17 protein-coding genes are annotated in these 19,527 nt (G+C 72.1%); 13 read left to right on the forward strand and 4 right to left on the reverse strand.

What is annotated here, in order from left to right; all coding sequences use genetic code 11:
- Nucleotides 1-123 precede the first annotated feature (123 nt).
- Genes ACIA8R_RS48625 through ACIA8R_RS48645 form a run of 5 tightly spaced genes read left to right on the forward strand, consistent with a single transcriptional unit; the run spans nucleotide 124 to nucleotide 5,627 of the window.
- Nucleotides 124-1,629, forward strand: a complete 1,506-nt coding sequence (locus tag ACIA8R_RS48625; RefSeq protein WP_364085895.1) for a succinic semialdehyde dehydrogenase — start codon at nucleotides 124-126, stop codon at nucleotides 1,627-1,629.
- Nucleotides 1,626-3,284, forward strand: coding sequence for a GMC oxidoreductase (locus tag ACIA8R_RS48630; protein WP_397044706.1), 1,659 nt, complete (start codon nucleotides 1,626-1,628; stop codon nucleotides 3,282-3,284). The genes ACIA8R_RS48625 and ACIA8R_RS48630 overlap by 4 nt, the downstream gene beginning before the upstream one ends.
- A gap of 2 nt (nucleotides 3,285-3,286) precedes the next feature.
- Nucleotides 3,287-3,892, forward strand: coding sequence for a TetR/AcrR family transcriptional regulator (locus tag ACIA8R_RS48635; RefSeq protein WP_364085901.1), 606 nt, complete (start codon nucleotides 3,287-3,289; stop codon nucleotides 3,890-3,892).
- Between the two features lie 5 nt (nucleotides 3,893-3,897).
- Nucleotides 3,898-4,638: an MBL fold metallo-hydrolase gene (locus ACIA8R_RS48640; protein WP_357705855.1), complete on the forward strand. Its 741-nt coding sequence runs from the start codon at nucleotides 3,898-3,900 to the stop codon at nucleotides 4,636-4,638.
- Nucleotides 4,639-4,661: 23 nt separating this feature from the next.
- Nucleotides 4,662-5,627, forward strand: coding sequence for a pyridoxal-phosphate dependent enzyme (locus ACIA8R_RS48645; RefSeq protein ID WP_364085905.1), 966 nt, complete (start codon nucleotides 4,662-4,664; stop codon nucleotides 5,625-5,627).
- Here ACIA8R_RS48645 and ACIA8R_RS48650 read toward each other — a convergent pair.
- The gene (locus ACIA8R_RS48650; RefSeq protein ID WP_364085909.1) at nucleotides 5,602-6,315 is read right to left on the reverse strand and encodes an alpha/beta fold hydrolase; all 714 of its coding nucleotides are present in this window, start codon (nucleotides 6,313-6,315) and stop codon (nucleotides 5,602-5,604) included. The two genes, ACIA8R_RS48645 and ACIA8R_RS48650, sit on opposite strands and share 26 nt — an antisense overlap.
- 50 nt (nucleotides 6,316-6,365) lie before the next feature.
- Between ACIA8R_RS48650 and ACIA8R_RS48655 the strand changes: the two genes are divergently transcribed.
- From ACIA8R_RS48655 to ACIA8R_RS48670, 4 genes are all read left to right on the forward strand, one after another.
- Nucleotides 6,366-7,364 carry a LacI family DNA-binding transcriptional regulator gene (locus tag ACIA8R_RS48655; RefSeq protein WP_364085913.1) on the forward strand — a complete coding sequence of 333 codons (999 nt, stop codon included), beginning with the start codon at nucleotides 6,366-6,368 and terminating at the stop codon, nucleotides 7,362-7,364.
- A 106-nt stretch (nucleotides 7,365-7,470) separates the two neighbouring features.
- The gene (locus ACIA8R_RS48660; protein ID WP_364085917.1) at nucleotides 7,471-8,712 is read left to right on the forward strand and encodes an MFS transporter; all 1,242 of its coding nucleotides are present in this window, start codon (nucleotides 7,471-7,473) and stop codon (nucleotides 8,710-8,712) included.
- A gap of 10 nt (nucleotides 8,713-8,722) precedes the next feature.
- Complete coding sequence (locus ACIA8R_RS48665) at nucleotides 8,723-10,213, forward strand: DUF885 family protein (protein WP_357705850.1); 1,491 nt, start codon at nucleotides 8,723-8,725, stop codon at nucleotides 10,211-10,213.
- 39 nt (nucleotides 10,214-10,252) lie between these two features.
- Nucleotides 10,253-11,137 (forward strand): SDR family NAD(P)-dependent oxidoreductase, encoded by an 885-nt coding sequence (locus ACIA8R_RS48670; RefSeq protein ID WP_364085921.1) that lies wholly within the window; start codon nucleotides 10,253-10,255, stop codon nucleotides 11,135-11,137.
- Here ACIA8R_RS48670 and ACIA8R_RS48675 read toward each other — a convergent pair.
- Nucleotides 11,082-12,035, reverse strand: a complete 954-nt coding sequence (locus ACIA8R_RS48675) for a hypothetical protein (protein WP_397044710.1) — start codon at nucleotides 12,033-12,035, stop codon at nucleotides 11,082-11,084. The two genes, ACIA8R_RS48670 and ACIA8R_RS48675, sit on opposite strands and share 56 nt — an antisense overlap.
- A gap of 97 nt (nucleotides 12,036-12,132) precedes the next feature.
- Here ACIA8R_RS48675 and guaA point away from each other — a divergent pair, with 97 nt between their 5' ends.
- The 4 genes from guaA (at nucleotide 12,133) to ACIA8R_RS48695 (ending at nucleotide 17,226) form a co-directional block, all read left to right on the forward strand.
- Nucleotides 12,133-13,680, forward strand: coding sequence for a glutamine-hydrolyzing GMP synthase (gene guaA / locus ACIA8R_RS48680; protein ID WP_357705847.1), 1,548 nt, complete (start codon nucleotides 12,133-12,135; stop codon nucleotides 13,678-13,680).
- 287 nt (nucleotides 13,681-13,967) lie between these two features.
- Nucleotides 13,968-15,146, forward strand: coding sequence for a SpoIIE family protein phosphatase (locus ACIA8R_RS48685; protein WP_364085927.1), 1,179 nt, complete (start codon nucleotides 13,968-13,970; stop codon nucleotides 15,144-15,146).
- Between the two features lie 32 nt (nucleotides 15,147-15,178).
- Nucleotides 15,179-16,765, forward strand: a complete 1,587-nt coding sequence (locus ACIA8R_RS48690; RefSeq protein ID WP_397044713.1) for a CHASE3 domain-containing protein — start codon at nucleotides 15,179-15,181, stop codon at nucleotides 16,763-16,765.
- Complete coding sequence (locus ACIA8R_RS48695; RefSeq protein ID WP_357705844.1) at nucleotides 16,762-17,226, forward strand: response regulator; 465 nt, start codon at nucleotides 16,762-16,764, stop codon at nucleotides 17,224-17,226. Before ACIA8R_RS48690 ends, ACIA8R_RS48695 begins: the two co-directional genes overlap by 4 nt.
- Here ACIA8R_RS48695 and ACIA8R_RS48700 read toward each other — a convergent pair.
- Complete coding sequence (locus tag ACIA8R_RS48700) at nucleotides 17,223-18,680, reverse strand: hypothetical protein (protein WP_397044715.1); 1,458 nt, start codon at nucleotides 18,678-18,680, stop codon at nucleotides 17,223-17,225. The genes ACIA8R_RS48695 and ACIA8R_RS48700 overlap by 4 nt on opposite strands.
- A 28-nt stretch (nucleotides 18,681-18,708) precedes the next feature.
- The gene (locus tag ACIA8R_RS48705) at nucleotides 18,709-19,383 is read right to left on the reverse strand and encodes a polysaccharide deacetylase family protein (protein ID WP_364085937.1); all 675 of its coding nucleotides are present in this window, start codon (nucleotides 19,381-19,383) and stop codon (nucleotides 18,709-18,711) included.
- Nucleotides 19,384-19,527 lie beyond the last annotated feature (144 nt).

The following is a 19,527-nucleotide window of genomic DNA, read 5'->3' on the forward strand; positions in this document are numbered from 1 at the left end:
CCGGCCAGACTCGCCGGATCTCCCGGCCGTAGCGGAGCGAACGATGGCATAAGAGGATTCTGACCCCACCCCGCGAATCCGCAAAAACTACCCGCCGGTAGCCAAGCGGAATATCCTTCTGGCATGCACGTCACGTCCAGCGGCAAGACCCGGCAGATCACCGCCCCCTTCACCGGCGAGCCGCTCGCCGAGCTGCCCATTTCCACGGCCGACGACGTACGCCTGGCCTACGAGCGAGCCAGGGCCGCCCAGGCCGAGTGGGCGGCCAGGCCCGCCGCGGCGCGGGCCAGACCCTTCCTGCTGCTGCACGACGCCATCCTCGACCGCAGGGACGAGATCCTCGACATCGTCCAGGACGAGACCGGCAAGGCCCGCAAGCACGCCTTCGAGGAGGTGCTCGACGTCGCCGGGTGCAGCCTCTACTACGCGCGGCGGGCCCCCGGCCTGCTCGCGCCGCGCGGCCGCAAGGGCATCTTCCCCGGCGCCACCCGCGTGGCCGAGCTGCGCCAGCCCAAGGGCGTGGTCGCGCTGATCTCCCCGTGGAACTACCCGCTCTCCCTGGGCGTGACCGACGCCGTGCCCGCGCTGCTGGCCGGCAACGCGCTGGTGCACAAGCCGGACACCCAGACCGCCATGTCCACGTTGTGGACCATCGACCTGCTGGCCGAGCTGGGCATGCCGCGCGAGATCTGGCAGGTCGTGCTGGGCGAGCCCGCCGAGATCGGCGACGCGCTGCTCGACGACGCCGACTACGTCGCGTTCACGGGGTCGACCAGGGGTGGCAGGAAGATCGCCGAGGAGGCGGCCAAGCGGCTCATCGGCTGCTCGCTGGAGCTCGGCGGCAAGAACCCGATGGTGGTGCTCGCCGACGCCGACCTGGCGCTCGCCGTCCAGGGGGCGATCAGGGCCTGCTTCACCAACGCGGGCCAGCTCTGCCTGTCCATCGAGCGGCTGTACGTGCACGCGTCCGTGTTCGACGACTTCGCCGCGCGCCTGGTCAAGCAGGTCGGGAACCTCAAGCTCGGCGCGGGCCACGACTGGTCGGTCCAGATGGGCTCGCTCACCTCGCGACGCCAGCTCGACGCGGTCAGCGCCCACGTGGACGACGCCGTGGCCAAGGGCGCGACCGTGCTGACCGGCGGGCGGGCCAGACCCGACCTCGGCCCGCTGTTCTACGAGCCGACCGTGCTCACCGGCGTGCGCGACGACATGGACCTGTGCCGCAACGAGACGTTCGGGCCGGTGGTCGCCCTCTACCCCTTCACCTCGGAGGAGGAGGCGGTCGAGCTGGCCAACGACACCATCTACGGCCTGAACGCCTCCATCTGGACCACCGACCTGGCCCGCGGCCGCGCCCTGGCCGCCCGCGTCAAGGCCGGCACGGTCAACATCAACGAGGGGTACGGCTCGGCCTACGCCTCCTACGACGCGCCCATGGGCGGCATGAAGGCGTCCGGTCTCGGCCGCCGGCACGGCGCGGAGGGCCTGCTGCGGTACACCGAGTCCAAGACCGTGGCCTCGCAGGCGTCCTGGCTGGGCTTCGAGCCGCCCTTCGACCTGACGTACGAGACGTGGGCCGACGTCCTGGCCGGCACCCTCAAGACGATGCGGAAGCTGCGGATCAAGTGACGTTCGACGTACTGGTCATCGGCTCGGGGTTCGGCGGCAGCGTCTCGGCGCTGCGGCTGAGCGAGAAGGGGTACAAGGTCGGCGTGCTGGAGGCGGGCCGCCGCTTCGACGAGTCCACGCTGCCGGCCACGTCGTGGAAGCTGCGCGACTTCCTGTGGGCGCCCTGGCTCGGCATGAAGGGCATCCAGCGCATCCACGTGCTGCGCGGCGAACGCGGCACCGGCGTGATGGTGCTGGCAGGAGCCGGGGTGGGGGGCGGCTCGCTGGTCTACGCCAACACCCTCTACGAGCCGCTCGACCCCTTCTTCCGCGACCCGCAGTGGGCCGGCATCACCGACTGGAAGTCGGAGCTGGCCCCCCACTACGACCAGGCCAAACGCATGCTCGGCGCGGTCACGAACCCCACCTTCACCCGCGCCGACGACATCATGCGCAGGGTCGCCGACAAGATGGGCGTCGGCGACACCTTCCACCTGGCCCCGGTGGGCGTCTACTTCGGCGAGGACGGCGTCGACCCGTACTTCGGCGGCGCGGGCCCTGAGCGGCGCGGCTGCATCGAGTGCGGGCAGTGCATGACGGGCTGCCGCCACGGCGCCAAGAACACGCTGGTCAAGAACTACCTCCACCTGGCCGAGCAGGCGGGGGCCCGGGTCTACCCGGAGTGCACGGTCACCTCGGTGCGTCCGCTGCCCTCCGGCGGCTACCGGGTCGTCGCCCGCCGGACCGGGTCGGCGCTGCGCCGCCGTTCGTTCACGGCCAAGCAGGTGATCTTCGCGGCCGGCACGTACGGCACCCAGCGCCTGCTGCACAAGCTGCGCGCCACCGGCGACCTGCCCCGCCTGTCACCCAGGCTCGGCACGCTGACCAGGACCAACTCCGAGGCCCTGCTCGGCTTCGAACGCACCTCGGCGGGCGGCGAGAAGCTCAACAAGGGCGTGGCCATCACCTCCTCCATCCACCCCGACGCCGAGACCCACATCGAGCCCGTGCGCTACGGCGACGGCTCCAACGCCATGGGCCTGCTCCGCACCCTGCTCGTGGACGGCGGCCAGTCCCGCTGGCGCGGCCTGCTCCGGGAGGTCGCCGCGCGGCCCATGAAGGCGCTACGCCTGCTCGACCTGCGCCGCTGGTCGGAACGGACCGTCATCGCGCTGGTCATGCAGGCCAAGGACAACTCGATCACCATCCGGCGCACCCGCTGGGGCCTGCGGTCGGCCCGCGGCCACGGCGAGCCCAACCCGACCTGGATCCCGGCCGGGCACGAGGCCGTACGGCACGCGGCGGCCGAGATCGGCGGGGTGCCCGGCGGCACCTGGCTCGACCTGTTCGACATCCCGACCACGGCCCACTTCCTCGGCGGCTGCGTGATCGGCGACTCGCCCGAGACCGGTGTGATCGACGCCTACCACCGCGTCCACGGCCACGAGGGGCTGCACGTGGTGGACGGCTCGGCGGTGTCGGCCAACCTGGGGGTGAACCCGTCGCTCACCATCACCGCGCAGGCCGAACGGGCCATGTCCCTGTGGCCCAACGCGGGCGACCCCGACCCCAGGCCCGCCCCGGGCGCGCCGTACGTGCGGCTGTCCCCGGTGGCGCCCCGCAGTCCGGCCGTGCCGGAGCGGGCTCCGGGCGCACTGCGTCTGTATACACTGTAAACGTGAGTGAGCGAGGGACGGCGGCGCGCATCGAGGCCGTGGCCCGGCGCATCCTGCTGGAGGAGGGCGCCGAGGCCGTCAGCATGCGGCGCGTGGGCGAGGCCGTGGGCGTCACCGCCATGGCCATCTACCGGCACTTCCCCAACAGGGAGGCCCTGCTGCGTGCCGTCGCCGACGCCGCCGCCCGCGAGCTGGCCGAGGCGTGGGCCCGCCGGCCCCGGACGGGCGGCCTGGAGGAACGCGTGAGGGCGGCGCTCGACGACTTCCTCGACTTCGCGCTCGGCAGCCCCCACCTGTACCACTTCCTGACCTCCGACGCCTGGGCGCGGGCCCGCCGCTTCCCCGACGACTTCCGCGACGGCCAGGGCCCGCCGTTCAGCGTGGTCGTGGCGCTGGTCGAGGAGGGAATGCGCACGGGCGTGCTGCGCGAGGACGACCCGCTGGAGACCACGCTCGCGGTCACGGCGAGCACCCAGGGCCTGGTCCAGCAGTACCTGAGCGGCCGGATGGGCATGGCGGCGCCCGACTTCCGCGCGCTCTGCCACCGCACGCTGACCCGGGTGCTCGACGGCCTGCGGAATAAACCCGCCGTGCCGCCGTGTCGTTGACGGACATGAAGATTCGTTACGCCGGTGGTCCTACCGCCGTCATCGAGCTGGGCGGCGTGCGGCTGCTGGTCGACCCCACCTTCGACGCGCCGGGCGACCACCCGGTCGGCGCCAGGGTGCTCAAGAAGACGGCCGGCCCCGCCTTCGCCCCTGACGAGGTGGGCCCGGTGGACGCCGTGCTGCTCTCGCACGACCAGCACCCCGACAACTTGGACAATGCGGGCCGCGCGCTCCTCGCCACGGTGCCGCTGGCGCTGTCCACCGCGTCGGCGGCCGAGCGGGTGGGCGAGCCGGTGCGCGCCCTGCCCAACTGGAGCGAGACCGAGGTCGGCCCGGTGCGGGTGACCGGCGTGCCCGCCCAGCACGGCCCCGACGGGACCGAGCACCTGACGGGCGAGGTCACCGGCTTCGTGCTGAGCGGCGAGGGCCTGCCCACCGTCTACGTGAGCGGCGACAACGCCTCGCTCGACGTCGTACGGGCCGTGGCCGCCAGGTTCCCCCAGATCGACGTGGCGCTGCTGTTCGCGGGCGGCGCGCGCACCCCGCTGGTGGACGGCTTCCTGACGCTGACCAGCGAGGACGCCGTCACCGCCGCCGACATCCTGGGCGCGCGGCACGTCGTCCCGCTGCACTTCGAGCAGTGGGCGCACTTCACGCAGGGCCGCGACACGCTGGAGAAGGCGTTCGCGGGGCTCGGCGAGCGGTTCGTGCTGCTCGCCCCTGGCGAACAGGTGGAGCTTTCCTGACCTCGTCCTGACATGGTGGTCCGGTGAGCTGGAGCACGCGCGCGCTCGACGCGCTGGCCGCCGGGCCCCCCACCAGGCTGATCGACTTCCCCGTCCGGGTCCCGGGCGTGCGCCTGCTGCTGAAGGACGAGTCCGGCCAGCCGACGGGCAGCCTGCGGCACCGGCACGCCAGGGCCCTGTTCCGGCAGGCGGTGCTCGACGGCCTGGTCACCGAGGGCACCACCGTGGTCGAGGCCACCGGCGGCAACGCGGCGGTCGCGCAGGCGTGGTTCGCCCGGCGGCTCGGCCTGCCCTATGTCGTGGTCATGCCGGGGAGGCACGACCCGGCGCGGGCTCGCGCGGTGGAGGCGCTGGGCGGCGAGTGCCGGTTCGTCACGCCGCCGCTGGCCATCTACGACGCGGCCAGGCGGATCGGCGGCCACTTCCTCGACCAGTTCGGCCGGGCCGCGCCGCACGATCTGGCCGAGGAGCTGTTCGCCCAGGTCCGTCCCGACTGGGTGGTGACGGGCGCGGGCACCGGCGCGACCTCGGCCACGTTGGGGGCCGTGGCCGGGCGGTTCGGCTGCCGGGTGGCCGTCGCCGATCCCGACAACTCCGCGTACTTCCCGGGCTGGACGCTCGACGTGCCCGACTACGCCACCGGCATGCCCTCGCGGATCGAGGGCGTCGGTCGTCCGCGCGTGGAGCCGGGGTTCCGGCCCGACCTGGTCGATCTGGTGGTCCCGGTGCCCGACGCGGCGAGCGTGGCGGGGGCCCGGCTCATCAGGGAGGTCACCGGGCTGCCGGTGGGCGGCTCGTCCGGCACCGCGCTGTGGGCCGCGCTCGACCTGGCCGCGCGCATGCGGGCCAGGGGCGAGACCGGCACGGTCGTCTCGCTGGTGGGCGACGCGGCCGACCGGCACCTGGCGACGTACCACGACGACGCCTGGGCCGCCGCCAAGGGCCTCGACGTCGCCGCACGCCTCACCGAGCTGCGGAAGCGGGTCTGATCCAGCCCTCCAGCCCCGCCAGGAAGTCCTCGAACAGGTGGCGGTGGATCGTGTGCTCGGCCCCCGTGACCACGCGCACCTCGAACCCCTTGCCCCGCAACTCCTCCTGGAACGCCGGCGGCACCAGGAGACTCGGGTCGGCCACCTGCACCAGCGACGGCACGACGGGCGCGGGCGTGAAGTCCATGCCGGACGCCTCGACGAGCGACAGCGCCGACCCGCGGTCCCAGCGTGCGAGCATCTCGACCTCGACCGCCACCTCCTCGGCCGAGAAGCCGGGGTGCAGAGCGGCGATCAGCTCGCCGGTCTCGTCGGTGAACTCGGCCATCGACTCCAGGGCGCCGCTCTCCGGCGTCGGCAGGCGGAAGGCCGGATCGGAGTAGATCGCCCGTACGGGCATGAGCCGTTCGACGGCGAGGCCGAGCGTGAGACCGCCGAGCGAGTGCCCGATGGCCAGCTCGGGGTGCGCGGGCACCGACTCCGCCAGCGACGAGGCGAACAGCTCGGGCGGATAGGCGTCGGCGCGGGGGCTCTCGCCGTGGCCGGGAAGATCGACGGCGATGACCCGGTAGCCGCGCGCGGCCAGCTCGGGGCCCACCCGCCACCAGCATCGCGAGTCGGCCATGATGCCGTGGACGAGGACGGCCAGGCGGTCGCCCGAGCCCCATTCACGAGTGTGCAGCTTCATGCGGCAACCTCTCCTGATTATACGTATAAGCAGTTGATACCATCCACCCCGTGAACACGACAAGGGGGGACCGCCCGCCGACCAGCGTCGACGTGGCCAGGGCCGCGGGAGTCTCACAGGCCACGGTCTCCTACGTGCTCACCGACAACCCCCACGCCCGCGTGAGCGAGGAGACCCGCAGGCGGGTCCGCGACGCCGCCGCCCGGCTGGGCTACGTGCCCGACGCCGCCGCCCGCACGCTGCGTACGGGCCGCAGCGGCATCGTGCTCATGCCGCTGTCGCGGGCCAGGGTGGGCCGGCTGGCGCAGCAGGTGTTCGACGAGCTGGAGGAGGAGTTCAGGACCCGCGGCTACACCCTCGTCCAGTACGGCGAGCGCACCCTCAAGGGCGTGGCGGCGGCCAGGAGCTGGCTCGCCCTGCGGCCCTCGGCCGTCATCGTCGAGGCCGCGCGGCTGACCAGGCCCGCCGTGGACCTGCTGCACGCCTCGGGCGTCCGGGCCGTCGTCGGCCTGTCCGACCAGCCCTCCCCCCTGGTGCCGGCCGTGGTGTTCGACCACCGGGCCCTCGGCGCCGCGGCCGCCCGCCACCTGGTCGAACGGGGGAGCCGGCGGCTGGCGGCCGTCGTGCCCCGGGAGGAGGGCGTCGACGCCATGGGACGGGCCCGGCTGGCGGGGGTGCGGGAGGTCGTTCCCGGCGCCGCGCGCATCGACCTGGCCTTCTCCGAGGAGGAGGCGGGGCGGATCGTCCGCGCGGGAGACCTGCCCGACGGCGTCTTCGCCTACAACGACGAGTACGCGATGTTGCTGATCAGCGCGTTGCAGGACGCCGGTCTGCGGGTCCCCGAGGACGTCGCCGTCGTCGGCGCCGACGACCTGCCGATCTGCACGCTCATGCGGCCCCGGCTGACCAGCGTGCACTTCGACGCCACCGCGAGCCCGGCCGACCTGGCGGGCGAGATCGACGGGATCGTCCGGGGAGAGCGGCCGTCCGTGGCCGGCGAGGTCGTCGCCCGGTTCGAGCCCCGGCTGGTGATCAGGGCCAGCGCCTGAGGCGCGTAACAAGTTGGACGCGCGTCTTGTCAGCCCTTCCCGTGCGACCTACAGTCCAGAGCAATCGTCGGTGATACGTATCATCACTGCTCGGAAAGGTCCCCCCATGGCTGAAGTTCTGAGCGGCGCGCAGAGGGACACCCGGCGGCTCGGGCCGCTCCACCTGACGCTTCCGCTGGCCAACGTCGCCGTCATGTTCCTGTGGATGAGCGTGGGCGCGTTCGTCCTGCCCGTGCACGTGCAGCGCATCACCGGCGTCAACGACGTGGCCGCGCTGGGCCTGGCCAACTCGATCGGCCCGCTCATGGCCACCCTCGCCAACCCCGTCTTCGGCCAGATCTCCGACCGGACCAGGTCACGCTTCGGCCGCCGCTCGCCGTGGATACTCGGTTGCGTCCTGCTCGGCGTGCTCGCCCTGTTCGCGCAGGCCAACGCGGGCAGCGTGCTCATGCTCGGCATCAGCTGGGCGGGCGTGCAGACCATCATGAACGGCTACCAGGCCGCCATGACCGCGATCCTGCCCGACCGGGTCCCGCCGAGCCGGTACGGCACCTACTCCGGCCTGTTCGGGCTCGGCACGCCGCTGGCCACCATCGCGGCGTCGATCATGTTCGTCGTGTTCCCGCAGTTGGCCGCCGGCGGGGCGTACTACGTGGCGATGGTGCTGCTGCTGGTCGCGGCGGTGCTGGTCGTGGTCGCGACGCCGGACACGTCCTCGGTGGGGATGGCGCGCGAGCCGTTCGGCCTGAGGGCGTTCCTGGCCGGGTTCGTACGCCCGCTGAAGAGCCCGGACTTCACCTGGGCCTTCGTGTCCCGCTTCGGCGTCATGCTCGGATATTTCGTCATCTTCACCTTCAACCTCTTCCTCCTTGAGGACTTCATCAAGATCCCCAAGGGCGAGGTGGTCGCCACGATGGGCCTGCTGATGCTCATGGGCCAGGCCGCCACGCTGCTCGCGGTGCTCGTGATCGGCCCGATCTCCGACCGCCTCGGCCGCTTCCGGCTGTTCGCGCTCGTCGCCGGACTGTCCTCGGCGGTGTTCCTGGGCATCCCGCTGGTGATGCCGACGTTCGAGGGCATGATCGTCTACAACGTCGCGCACGGCATCGCGTTCGGCGTCTACCTGGCCGTGGACATGGCCCTGGTGACGAAGGTGCTGCCGGACCCCGACGACGCGGGCAAGGACATGGGCGTCATCAACATCGCCAACGCCGGGCCGCAGATCCTGGCGCCCGCCCTCGCCGCCGTCGTGGTGGGGACGGGCGGCTACCCGGCGCTGTTCGTCGTGGGCATCGTGATCTCGCTGGTCGGCTCCGTCGGGGTCCTCAGGATCAGGGCCGTGCGCTAGCGTCGGCGACATGACAGAACTTGACCCCAGATTGCGCGCGATCACCGACTTGATGGTGTCCGAGGCGCGCGAAGGGGGCGGCAGGCACGAGTACGACGGCCAGATCCAGGACCTGTCTCCCGAGGGCGTACGGGCCGGTCTGGAGCGCCTGGGCAAGGGCGAGGCGCCGGCCGACCCGCACGACGCCGAGCACCTGCAGATCTTCGAGGAGACCATGCGCGCCCAGCTCGGCGAGCTGGAGCTGCACCGCAGGAACCCGCTGATCCACCTGTCCAACCTCGACCTGGCCTGCTACGACCGCGACTACGGCCCCGAGGCCGAGCGCGCCGCCGCCAAGGCCGCCCACCTGGCGCAGTGGCCGGCCGCCGTGGACGCCGCGATCGCCTCGCTCGACCAGGTCGCGGCGCCGGTCGCCACGTCCCTGCTGGGCGCGGTGAAGGGCCTGGCCGCGGGCATCACCGACGAGGCCGCGATCGAGGCCCACGGCAGGCTCGTGGCGCACGTCGCGCGGGCCGCCGCCGAGGGCGACCCCGACGCGGCGCTCGGCGGCGCGGCCCTGGTCAAGCTCATGAGCAGCGCCGAGGGCCTGCCGGTCGACCTGGGCAGGCTGGCCGAGCGCGCCGACGCCGAACGCGACCGGCTCATGGGGCTGCTCGCCGAGTCCTGCGCGAAGCTCGGACGCTCCGAACCGCCCCTCGACGTCGTACGCGAGCTGGTCAAGGACCACCCCGACGCCGACGGCGTGATCGAGGCGGCCAGGATCGGCACCGAACAGGCCATCGCCTTCACCCGCGAGAAGGACCTCGTGCCCTACCACGACGGCGAGTGCCTGGTCGGGCTGGCGCCGGAGTCGCGCCGCTGGGCCATGGCCATGATGGCGTGGAACTCGCCGGGCGAGCCCGAGGGGCCCTCCTGGTACCACATCACCCCGCCGGACGCGTCCTGGAGCGAGCGCGACCAGGAGGAGTGGCTGGAGGTCTTCAGCGCCACCACGCTGCCCGCCATCAACGTGCACGAGGTGGCCCCCGGCCACTTCTCGCACGCCCGCGCGCTGCGCCGGGCCCCCTCGGACGTGCGGCGGCTGCTGCAGTCGATGGCCTTCGTCGAAGGCTGGGCGCACTACGCCGAGGAGTTGTGCGTCGAGGAGGGCTTCGCGCCCGACGACCCGCGCTTCGAGATCGGCGTCTGGGTGGAGGCCCTGATCCGGGTCACCCGGCTGGCCTGCGCGATCGGCGTGCACACCGGGCAGATGACGGTCGAGGAGGGCGCCAGGCGCTTCGAGTCCGACACCCACCTGGCCGGTCCCGCCGCGCTGTCGGAGGCCCGCCGCGCCTCCTTCGACCCGACGTACGGCCGCTACACCTGGGGCAAGCTGCTCATCCTCGATCTGCGCGAGCAGGCGCGCGAGCAGTGGGGAGCGGGCTTCACGCTCCAGCGCTTCCACAAGGCGCTGTTCGATCTCGGCTCGCCGCCCCTGGGTTTGCTCGGCGCGATCCTGTAGCGTCGGGGGGACCGAGCGAGCGCTAGGGAGGTTCAGGCGGTGCGTGAACTGTCCGGCAAGGTCGCGGTGGTGACGGGCGCGGCCAGCGGCATCGGCAGGGCCCTGGCCGTCCGGTTCGCCGCCGAGGGCATGGCGTTGATGCTGGCCGACGTCGACCCCGGCGGGCTGGCCGGGACGGCCGCGCTCGCGGAGAAGGCGTCCGCCGGGCCGGGCGAGGTGCTCACGCAGGTCACCGACGTCTCCGACGCGGCCGCCGTGCGGCACCTGGCCGACCGGAGCTTCGGCGAGCTGGGCGCGGTGCACGTGCTGTGCAACAACGCCGGCGTCTACCAGGGCGGTCACATGTGGACCAGGACCGCCGAGGACTTCGCCTGGCTGCTCGGCGTGAACCTGTGGGGCGTGCTGCACGGCGTGCACGCGTTCGTGCCGCGCATGATCCGGCAGGACACCGAGGGGCACGTCGTCAACACCGTGTCCGTGGCCGGGCTGCTCGCCGCGCCGGGCGCGGGCGGCTACGCGATCACCAAGTACGCCGCGCTGGCCGCCTCCCAGTCGCTCGCCCAGGACCTCGCCACCGTGGGCTCCAAGCTCCGCGTGACCGCGCTCTGCCCCGGCGCGGTCCGGACGCGGATCGACGACTCCGACCGCTCCCGCCCGGCCGACCTGGTCACCACCCCGACGGACGACGAGTCGGCCGCCCGCGAGGCCGTCGCGGCGGCCATGGCGCGCGGCGTCGAGCCCGCCGAGGTCGCCGCCCTCGTCGTCCGGGCCATCCACGAGGAACGTTTCCTCGTGCTGACCCACCCCGAGTTCGGCGACCGCCTGCGCAGGCAGACCGAGCTCCTGCTGTCGGGCGACCTGCCCGGCGCTACCAGCGGCGCTCGTGGACCAGCACGCTCACCACGCTCCCACGCCGGGGATTGACCAGCAGCCGGACGAAGTCGCCCGGCAGCACGTCCTGGTAGAACCGCTCCTTGGCCCGGTAGGCCGGCGCCCGCTCCGAGGTGCCGTCGTGCACCGCCACGTAACAGGTGCGCGAGGAGGACAGGTCGTCGCCGTGCTCGGTCACGATCCAGCGCTTGACCACCCGGCCCTCGACCTCCTGCCGCTTGGCCGCGCCGCCGTCGCGGGGCGCGGGCTCGACCAGGACGCCGCGCCACCCGTCGCCGGTGAAGATCCACTCCTGTCGCGGGTCCACCGGCGCGGGCTCGGGCCCGGCGACCTCGCGGCCGAGCGGCGTCAGCAGGAAGCCGCGCCCGCCGAGCAGCAGCGCGGTCCCGGCCACGAACGCCCCCGCCGTGGCGATCCAGCCGGGCCACGACACGCCCGCCTGGGAGATGGTGACGTACCAGGGGACGGCGAGCGCGGCGGCCAGCAGCAGCGGCACGAGCATGCTCTGCCAGCGCCGCCGGGCCAGCCCGAGGTCGATGGCGCTCTGCCGCACCAGGGGCACGAACTCGGCGTCGAGGTCGCCGCTGTCCGGCATCACGGCGACGACCGGCGCCTGCGGCGCTCCCGCCAGCCGTGCGGCCATCCGGTCGAGCACCCACCGCTCGTACGGCCACAACTGCCCCTCGCCGTTCGCGGAGAGCGTGAGCCGGTCGCCCCGGATCGTCAGGAACCCGCGCCTGGCCAGGTCGAAGACCGTGGCGTGGAAGACCTCGCCGGCGCGCAGCCCGCGTAAGAGCTCGACGACGGACGGCGGCGCCTGGGGAGCAGGGACGGGCGGGGGAGAGGCGGCCCGGCGCGTCGTCAACCCGAACGCGGCGGCCAGCGCGGCGGCCCACACGGCCCACGCCAAGGCCGGCCAGACAAGATCCACCGTTCTGTGTTAGCACGAGTGCGGGTGTGAGGCCAGGCGTAATACCCGAGGCCGATACAATGAAGGCACCGCATTTCGCCTTTGGGGGGTTCTCACGGTGTCTGAATTCGACACAGTGCTGGTGGTCGACTTCGGCGCACAGTACGCGCAGCTCATCGCCAGGCGGGTGCGCGAGTGCCACGTCTACTCCGAGATCGTGCCCTCGACGATGCCCGTCGAGGAGATGATGGCCAAGAAGCCCAAGGCGATCATCCTGTCCGGCGGGCCGTCCTCGGTCTACGCCGAAGGCGCGCCGCCCGTGCCGCACGGCCTGTTCTCGACCGGCGTGCCCACGTTCGGCATCTGTTACGGCTTCCAGGCCATGGCCCAGGCGCTGGGCGGCGAGGTCGCCCGCACGGGCGTCGCCGAATACGGCGGCACCGCGCTCCAGGTGCTCGACGAGGGCGTCATCTTCCAGGGGCTGCCCGCCGCGCAGACGGTCTGGATGTCCCACGGCGACAGCGTGGCCGCGGCCCCCGAGGGCTTCGCGGTGACCGCGTCCACGAGCGAGACGCCGGTCGCCGCCTTCGAGCACCCCGAGCGCGGCCTCTACGGCGTGCAGTTCCACCCCGAGGTGCTCCACTCCGAGCACGGTCAGGCCGTGCTCAAGCACTTCCTCGACGCGGCCGGCTGCCGTCCGTCCTGGACGATGCTCAACATCGTCGAAGACTCCGTCGAGTCCGTGCGCCGCCAGGTCGGCGACGGCCGCGCCATCTGCGCGCTGTCGGGCGGCGTCGACTCCGCGGTGGCCGCCGCGATCGTCCAGCGGGCCATCGGAGACCGGCTCACCTGCGTCTTCGTCGACCACGGGCTGCTGCGCAAGGGCGAGGCCGAGCAGGTCGAGCGCGACTTCGTGGCCGTCACGGGCGTCAAGCTGCGCGTCGTCGACGCCTCCGACCGCTTCCTGAAGGCGCTGGAGGGCGTCACCGACCCGGAGGAGAAGCGGAAGATCATCGGCCGCGAGTTCATCCGCGTCTTCGAGGACGAGCAGCGCGCCATCATGGCCGACGGCCCGGTCGACTTCCTGGTCCAGGGCACCCTCTACCCCGACGTCGTCGAGTCCGGCGGCGGCACGGGCACCGCCAACATCAAGTCCCACCACAATGTCGGCGGCCTGCCGGAAGACCTCCAGTTCAAGCTGGTCGAGCCGCTGCGCGCGCTGTTCAAGGACGAGGTCCGCAGGGCCGGCGAAGAGCTGGGCCTGCCGCCCGCCATGGTCTGGCGGCAGCCGTTCCCGGGCCCCGGGCTCGGCATCCGCATCGTGGGCGAGGTCACCCGCGACCGCCTGGCGCTGCTGCGCGAGGCCGACGCCATCGCCCGCGAAGAGCTCTCCCGCGCCGGCCTCGACCGGCAGATCTGGCAGTGCCCGGTGGTGCTGCTGGCCGACGTGCGTTCGGTGGGCGTGCAGGGCGACGGCCGCACCTACGGCCACCCGGTCGTGCTGCGGCCCGTGACGTCCGAGGACGCGATGACGGCCGACTGGGCGCGGGTGCCCTACGACGTCCTGTCGCGCATCTCCACCCGCATCACCAACGAGGTACGCGAGGTCAACCGGGTGGTCGTCGACGTGACGAGCAAGCCCCCGGGCACCATCGAGTGGGAGTGACGCCGTTGTGCTGACGGTCCGGGCCGGCTTCGGTCCGGACCGTTCGCATGTCCGGCCATGAGCGGTTAATGCAGGTCAGAGCATTGGTTATGGTGGAAAGAGGTCGATTCGCCGTGCCCGCCGGATCCTGGCCCGTGACGATTGCTCAGCCCGTGGACGCATACCGGAAAGTTTTCTGGGAAAAGTCGGTGAGTTTGGGCCAAATCTTGGCCGGAGTGGGCAGTGGGGCACCTGAGGCGTCGATTCGCTAGAGCTCGGTGCCGGTGACGAAGGGTGCAATTGCCAACATGGCCCATGCGAGTGAGGATGACCGGCAGCCGTTGGTGTTGCTCGTGGAGGACGATCCGCAGGATGCGCTGATCGTCCAGGAGCTGCTGGAGGACAGCGGCCTCGCCGTGCGGCTGGAGTGGGCGCGCTCGGTCGACGAGGCGCGCAGGGCGCTGGCCCGGCTGCGTCCCCAGTGCGTGCTGCTCGACCTCGGCCTGCCCGACTCCTACGAGTTCTCCGCGTTGTCGTCGGTGCTGGAGGAGGCAGGGGACGCCGCCGTCGTCGTGCTGACCGGCCTGGCCGAAGAGGGCGCGGGCCTCGCCGCGGTGACCGCCGGAGCCCAGGACTACCTGGTCAAAGGCCGGGTCGAGGCCGAATGGCTGGGCCGCACCCTGCGCTACGCCATCCAGCGCAAGCAGGCCGAGCAGGCGGCCGTGGCGCTGCACACCGAGCGCATGCGGGCCAAGGAGAACGCCCGCCTGGAGCGCGGCCTGCTGCCGTCGCCGCTGCTGCAGCAGATGCCGCTGGAGGTCGCCTCCCGCTACCGGGCCAGCCGCGGGTCGTCCACGCTGGGCGGCGACTTCTTCGACGTCGTCGAGACCGACGACAAGGTCGTGCACGCGGTGATCGGCGACGTGTGCGGCCACGGACCCGACGAGGCCGCGCTCGGCGTCTGCCTGCGCATCGCCTGGCGCGCGCTGGTGCTCAACGGCGTGACCGGCGTCCCCCTGCTGCGCCAGCTCGAACGCATCCTCCTGGCCGAACGGGCCGGCTCGGAGATCTTCGTCACGATGTCCACCGTCGTCCTGGAGCCCGACCGGCACACCATGCGCGTCTGGCGCGCCGGGCATCCCGGCCTGCTGCTGCACACGGCCGACTCGGTGCTCCTCGCCGACCCCCGCCAGGGGCCCGCGCTCGGCCTGCCCATCGAGGCCGATTGGGAGGAGGACCTGCTGGAGCTGCCCGAGGGCGGCGGCGTGACGCTCTACACCGACGGCCTCTTCGAGCGACGGCTGCCGGGGGAGGCGCCGCGGTGGCTGGGCGAGGAGGGCCTGCTGGAGCTGTCCCACCGGTGGACCGGCCTCGGCAGCGAGGCCCTGCTCGACGCGATCCTCGCCGACGTCGAGGCGGCCTCCGTCCACGACGCGACGGCCGACGACGTCGCCGTCGTGCACCTGCGCTGGAAAGACGAATCGTGAGCGGACAGGCGTCCGCTCCGGAGAGGCGGGCCGTGCAGAAGGTTTCCCGTACGCGGGCGGATGAGCAGGGCTGGCGGCGGCTGACCGTGCACGGCTGGTTCGTGCTGATGATCGCGGCCGTGTCGGTCCTGGTGGTCACCTGCGTCGTGGTCGCCACCGTGATGCTCGACCGCACCGCCCGGCTGTCGGACCAGGTCATCCTGCGCATCTCGCCGGCCAGGATCGAGGCCGCCCAGTTGCGCAGCACGCTCATCGACCAGGAGACCGGCGTACGCGGCTTCCTGCTGACCGGCAACGAGGACTTTCTTGAGCCGTACACGGCGGGCGTGGAGGCCGAGCGGCGCAGCCGCGAACGCATCGCCGCGCTCATCGGCGACCGTCCGGAGCTGAAGGGCGAGCTGCAGGCCGTCAGCGACACGGCGGCCGCCTGGCGGCGCGACTACGCCGAGCCGCTCACCGCCGACAAGCGGGCCGACGGCATCATCTCCGCGAGCCGCATCGAGAGCGGCAAGCACGCCTTCGACGAGATCAGGGCGCTGCTCGACCGGCAGGACGACCGGCTGGCCAAGACCCGCCAGCGCGCCCAGGAGGAGCTGGCGCAGGTCGAGCAGGTGCGCAACCTGGCCTTCGTCATCATGCTGATCCTGTTCCTGCTGGCCGGCGTCGCGATGGCGGTCCTGCTGCGGCGGGCGATCGGCCGTCCGCTCGACGAGCTGCGCGAAGCCGCCCGCGACATCGCCGGCGGCGACTTCGACCGGGTCATCCCCGTCAGCGGGCCGGCCGACATCCGCGAGGTCGCACGGGACGTGGAGTCGATGCGCACGAAGATCGTCTTCGCCCTCGACGATTCCCGCAAGCAGCACGTCCTGCTGCGCGAGCAGGCGGCGGGCCTCGACGCCCAGGCCGAGGAGCTGCGGCGGTCGAACGCCGAGCTGGAGCAGTTCGCCTACGTCGCCTCCCACGACCTCCAGGAGCCGCTGCGCAAGATCGCCACGTTCTGCCAGCTGCTCCAGAAGCGCTACGGCGACGTGCTCGACGAGCGCGGCGTCCAGTACATCCACTTCGCCGTCGACGGCGCCACCCGCATGCAGGTCCTGATCAACGACCTGCTCACCTTCTCCCGCGTCGGCCGCCTGTACGACGACCGCAAGCCGGTCGAGCTGGAGGAGTCGCTCGACAAGGCACTGGTGGACCTGTCGACGGTGATCGAGGAGACCGGCGCCGAGATCGAGCGGCCCGACCCGCTGCCGAACGTGATCGGCGACCCCACGATGCTCGGCATGCTCTGGCAGAACCTCGTCGGCAACGCGCTGAAGTTCCGCGCCCCCGACCGCGCACCCCGCGTCCGGATCACCTGCGAGCAGCGGGAGAAGGAGTGGCTGTTCTCGGTCACCGACAACGGCATCGGCGTGGACGCCGAGTTCGCCGATAAGATCTTCGTCATCTTCCAGCGCCTGCACAGCCGGGAGGCGTACAGCGGCACCGGCATCGGCCTGGCGATGTGCAAGAAGATCGTGGAGAACCACGGCGGTACGATCTGGCTCGACACCGGCCACACCGAGGGAGCCCGGATCAGCTTCACCCTGCCCGCCGTCACCGACGAAGGAGCACCCGAATGACCGTCCAGCCCATCGAAGTGCTCCTGGTGGAGGACGATCCCGGTGACGAGCTCATCACCCGCGAGGCGTTCGAGGACAACAAGATCCGCAACAACCTCCACGTCGTACGCGACGGCCTGGAGGCGCTCGACTTCATCTACCAGCGCGGTGCGCACGTCGGCGCGCCCCGGCCCGACCTCGTCCTGCTCGACCTCAACCTGCCCAAGTACGACGGGCGGCAGGTGCTGGAGAAGATCAAGGGCGATCCGGAGCTGCGGGCGATCCCGGTCGTCGTCCTGACCACCTCCTCGGCCGAGGAGGACATCCTGCGCAGCTACAAGCTGTTCGCCAACGCGTACGTGACCAAGCCCGTTGACCTGGAGCAGTTCATGGCCGTCATCCGGCAGATCGACGAGTTCTTCGTCACCGTGGTGCGGCTGCCCGGCCGTACCCGGCTGCCCGACGGCCAGGATCTGGCCTAGCCGCCTTCCGCGGCGGGCGTGGCCCGGCGCCGCAGCGCCCGCCACGCCCACCTGGCCGCGGCGAGCAGCAGTCGTCCGACGCTCCCGACGAGCAGCGGCACCAGCAGCAGCCCGACGAAGATCGGCGTGGCCATGTACCGGAAGTCCTGCGCCGAGATGTTGGCCAGCACGGCGAGCTGCTGCCCGGCCACGACCGCCGCCACCCCGAGCACATAGCGGTTGCGCAGGGCCAGCGCCCCGAGCGCCACCGCCGCGTACGACAGGTAGGCCCACGACGCCCCCCGCCACAACACCCAGTCCCACTCCGGGGCCAGCGCCCCCGTCAGCCACGGCTCGGCCACCTGGTTCAGCTCGGCCGACAGCGGCCGGAGCGAGAACACCCCACGACCGGCGAAGTCCGGCACCTTGCCGGGCCCCACGTACGTGTCGGCGGTGGGCCGCCGGGAGAACCGGTACGTCATCCCGCCCACCACGAACGGGTCCTGCACCGGGCTCCACGCGATCGCCCCCCGGCACAACCGGGCGTCGACGATCATCCCGGGCTCGCTGGTCAGCAGCCGTTTCCACAGGTCGAGCAGCTCGGTCGCGTGCGCGTCGGCGGCCTGCCAGCTGAAGTCGCGCCGCCAGATGAGCAGGTTGACCGTGGCGCAGGTGCCGCCCTCCCACCACCTGGTGAGCGGCGCGACCGAGGTCATGAGCGCCTTGTCCTGCTCGGTGAACAGCTCAGGACGCTCCCTGAACGCCACCGCCACGTCGGCGAAGGCCGTGTGGTAGACGTACGTGCTGGACGGCGGCGTGATGCCGAACCGCGGGAACAGCAGGTTGGTGAGCAGCAGCGGCACGGCGGCCGCCACCATGCCGACGAGCGCGAGGCGTACCCGTCGCGTGGCGACGACCACCAGCAGGACGACGACGGCGATGCCCACGACGAGGAAGCCGTTCGCGCGGAAGAGCCCGAGCAGCGTCATGAGCACGCCGAGCCCGGCCAGGGAGACCCGCCGGCGCGCGGCCATGCGCGCGCAGACCCCCGCGATCATGATCGCGCAGATCGTGAACGGCACGTCCTTCCACAGCGTGACCGTGAACGCCCCGACCGTCGGCGTCACCGGCGCCAGCACCGCCACCAGCGTCGTGGCCCACCGCGGCGCCCCCGACGCCCCGAGCGACCGCGCCAGATAGGTCAGCGCCCCCGCCATCGCCGTGGTCTGGGCGAACGAGACCGCCCCGAGGTCACCGGTCTTGGTGAAGCTCAGCCACAGCAGCGCGTCGTAGGCCACCGAATGATCGCTCATCCACGGCCCGACGACCGTGTGGCTGAGATAGAGCACCGAATCGCGGCTGAACAGCCCGGGGTAGAAGGCCGCCCACCAGCAGGCGAGCACCGCCTGGATGATCAGGAAGGTCGCGAGCGCGCCCCACGGCCTGGGACGCGCTACGGCACCGACACTCTCCATGGCTCCAGCACTTCGGAGGGAGGCGTGCTCAGAAGTAGCTCACTCCGGACTCCGGCACCTTGCCGCGCAACAGCGTCGGGACGGTGACGAGGGTGTAGCCCTGCTTCTTGAGCTCCTTGAGGATCTCAGGCATCGCCTTGACGGTCTGCGGGACCGTGTCGTGCATGAGGATGACGCCGTCGCGCTTGGCCAGCTTGAGAACCGTCGCCTTGATCTTCTTGGCGTCGCGCAGCTTCCAGTCGAGGGTGGTGCCCGTCCACAGGATCTCGGCGAGGTCCTGCTGGTCGGCCATCCGCAGCACGCGCTCGTCGGTGTGCCCGTAGGGCGGGCGGTACATCTTCGGCCGGCGACCCGTGGCGTCCTCGATGAGGGCCTGCGTGGTGCGCAGCTCCTCGATGATGTCGTCGTCGCGCAGCGTCGGCAGCGAGGGGTGCGAGTAGGTGTGGTCGCCGATCGCGTGCCCCTCGGCGGCCTCCTGCCGAGCCAGCGCCGGACGCCGCTCGACCTGCTTGCCGACGAGGAAGAAGGTGGCCTTGGCCCCTTCCTTCTTGAGCACCTTGAGGAGCGTCGCCGTGTGCTCGCTCGGGCCGTCGTCGAAGGTCAGCGCCAGGCACTTGAGCCGGGCACAGTCGATCTTCGGGGCGGCGGCCGCGGGCGTGGCGGTCAGGGCCAGAGTGGCCGCGAGGAGGGCGTGAATCACCACAGGCGACAGCCTAGAACCATCCGGGCCCGCCCGTGCGCGCGGACATCGACTTGAGACCTGCGCCCTGGCTCGCGGCCTGTTCCGGCGTGGGACCTTCCGCGAGCTTGGGACCTTCCCTCGATCCGGCTCCGGCGTGGGACCCGC

Source organism: Nonomuraea sp. NPDC051191, from assembly GCF_044455665.1.
Taxonomy (GTDB): Bacteria; Actinomycetota; Actinomycetes; order Streptosporangiales; family Streptosporangiaceae; genus Nonomuraea.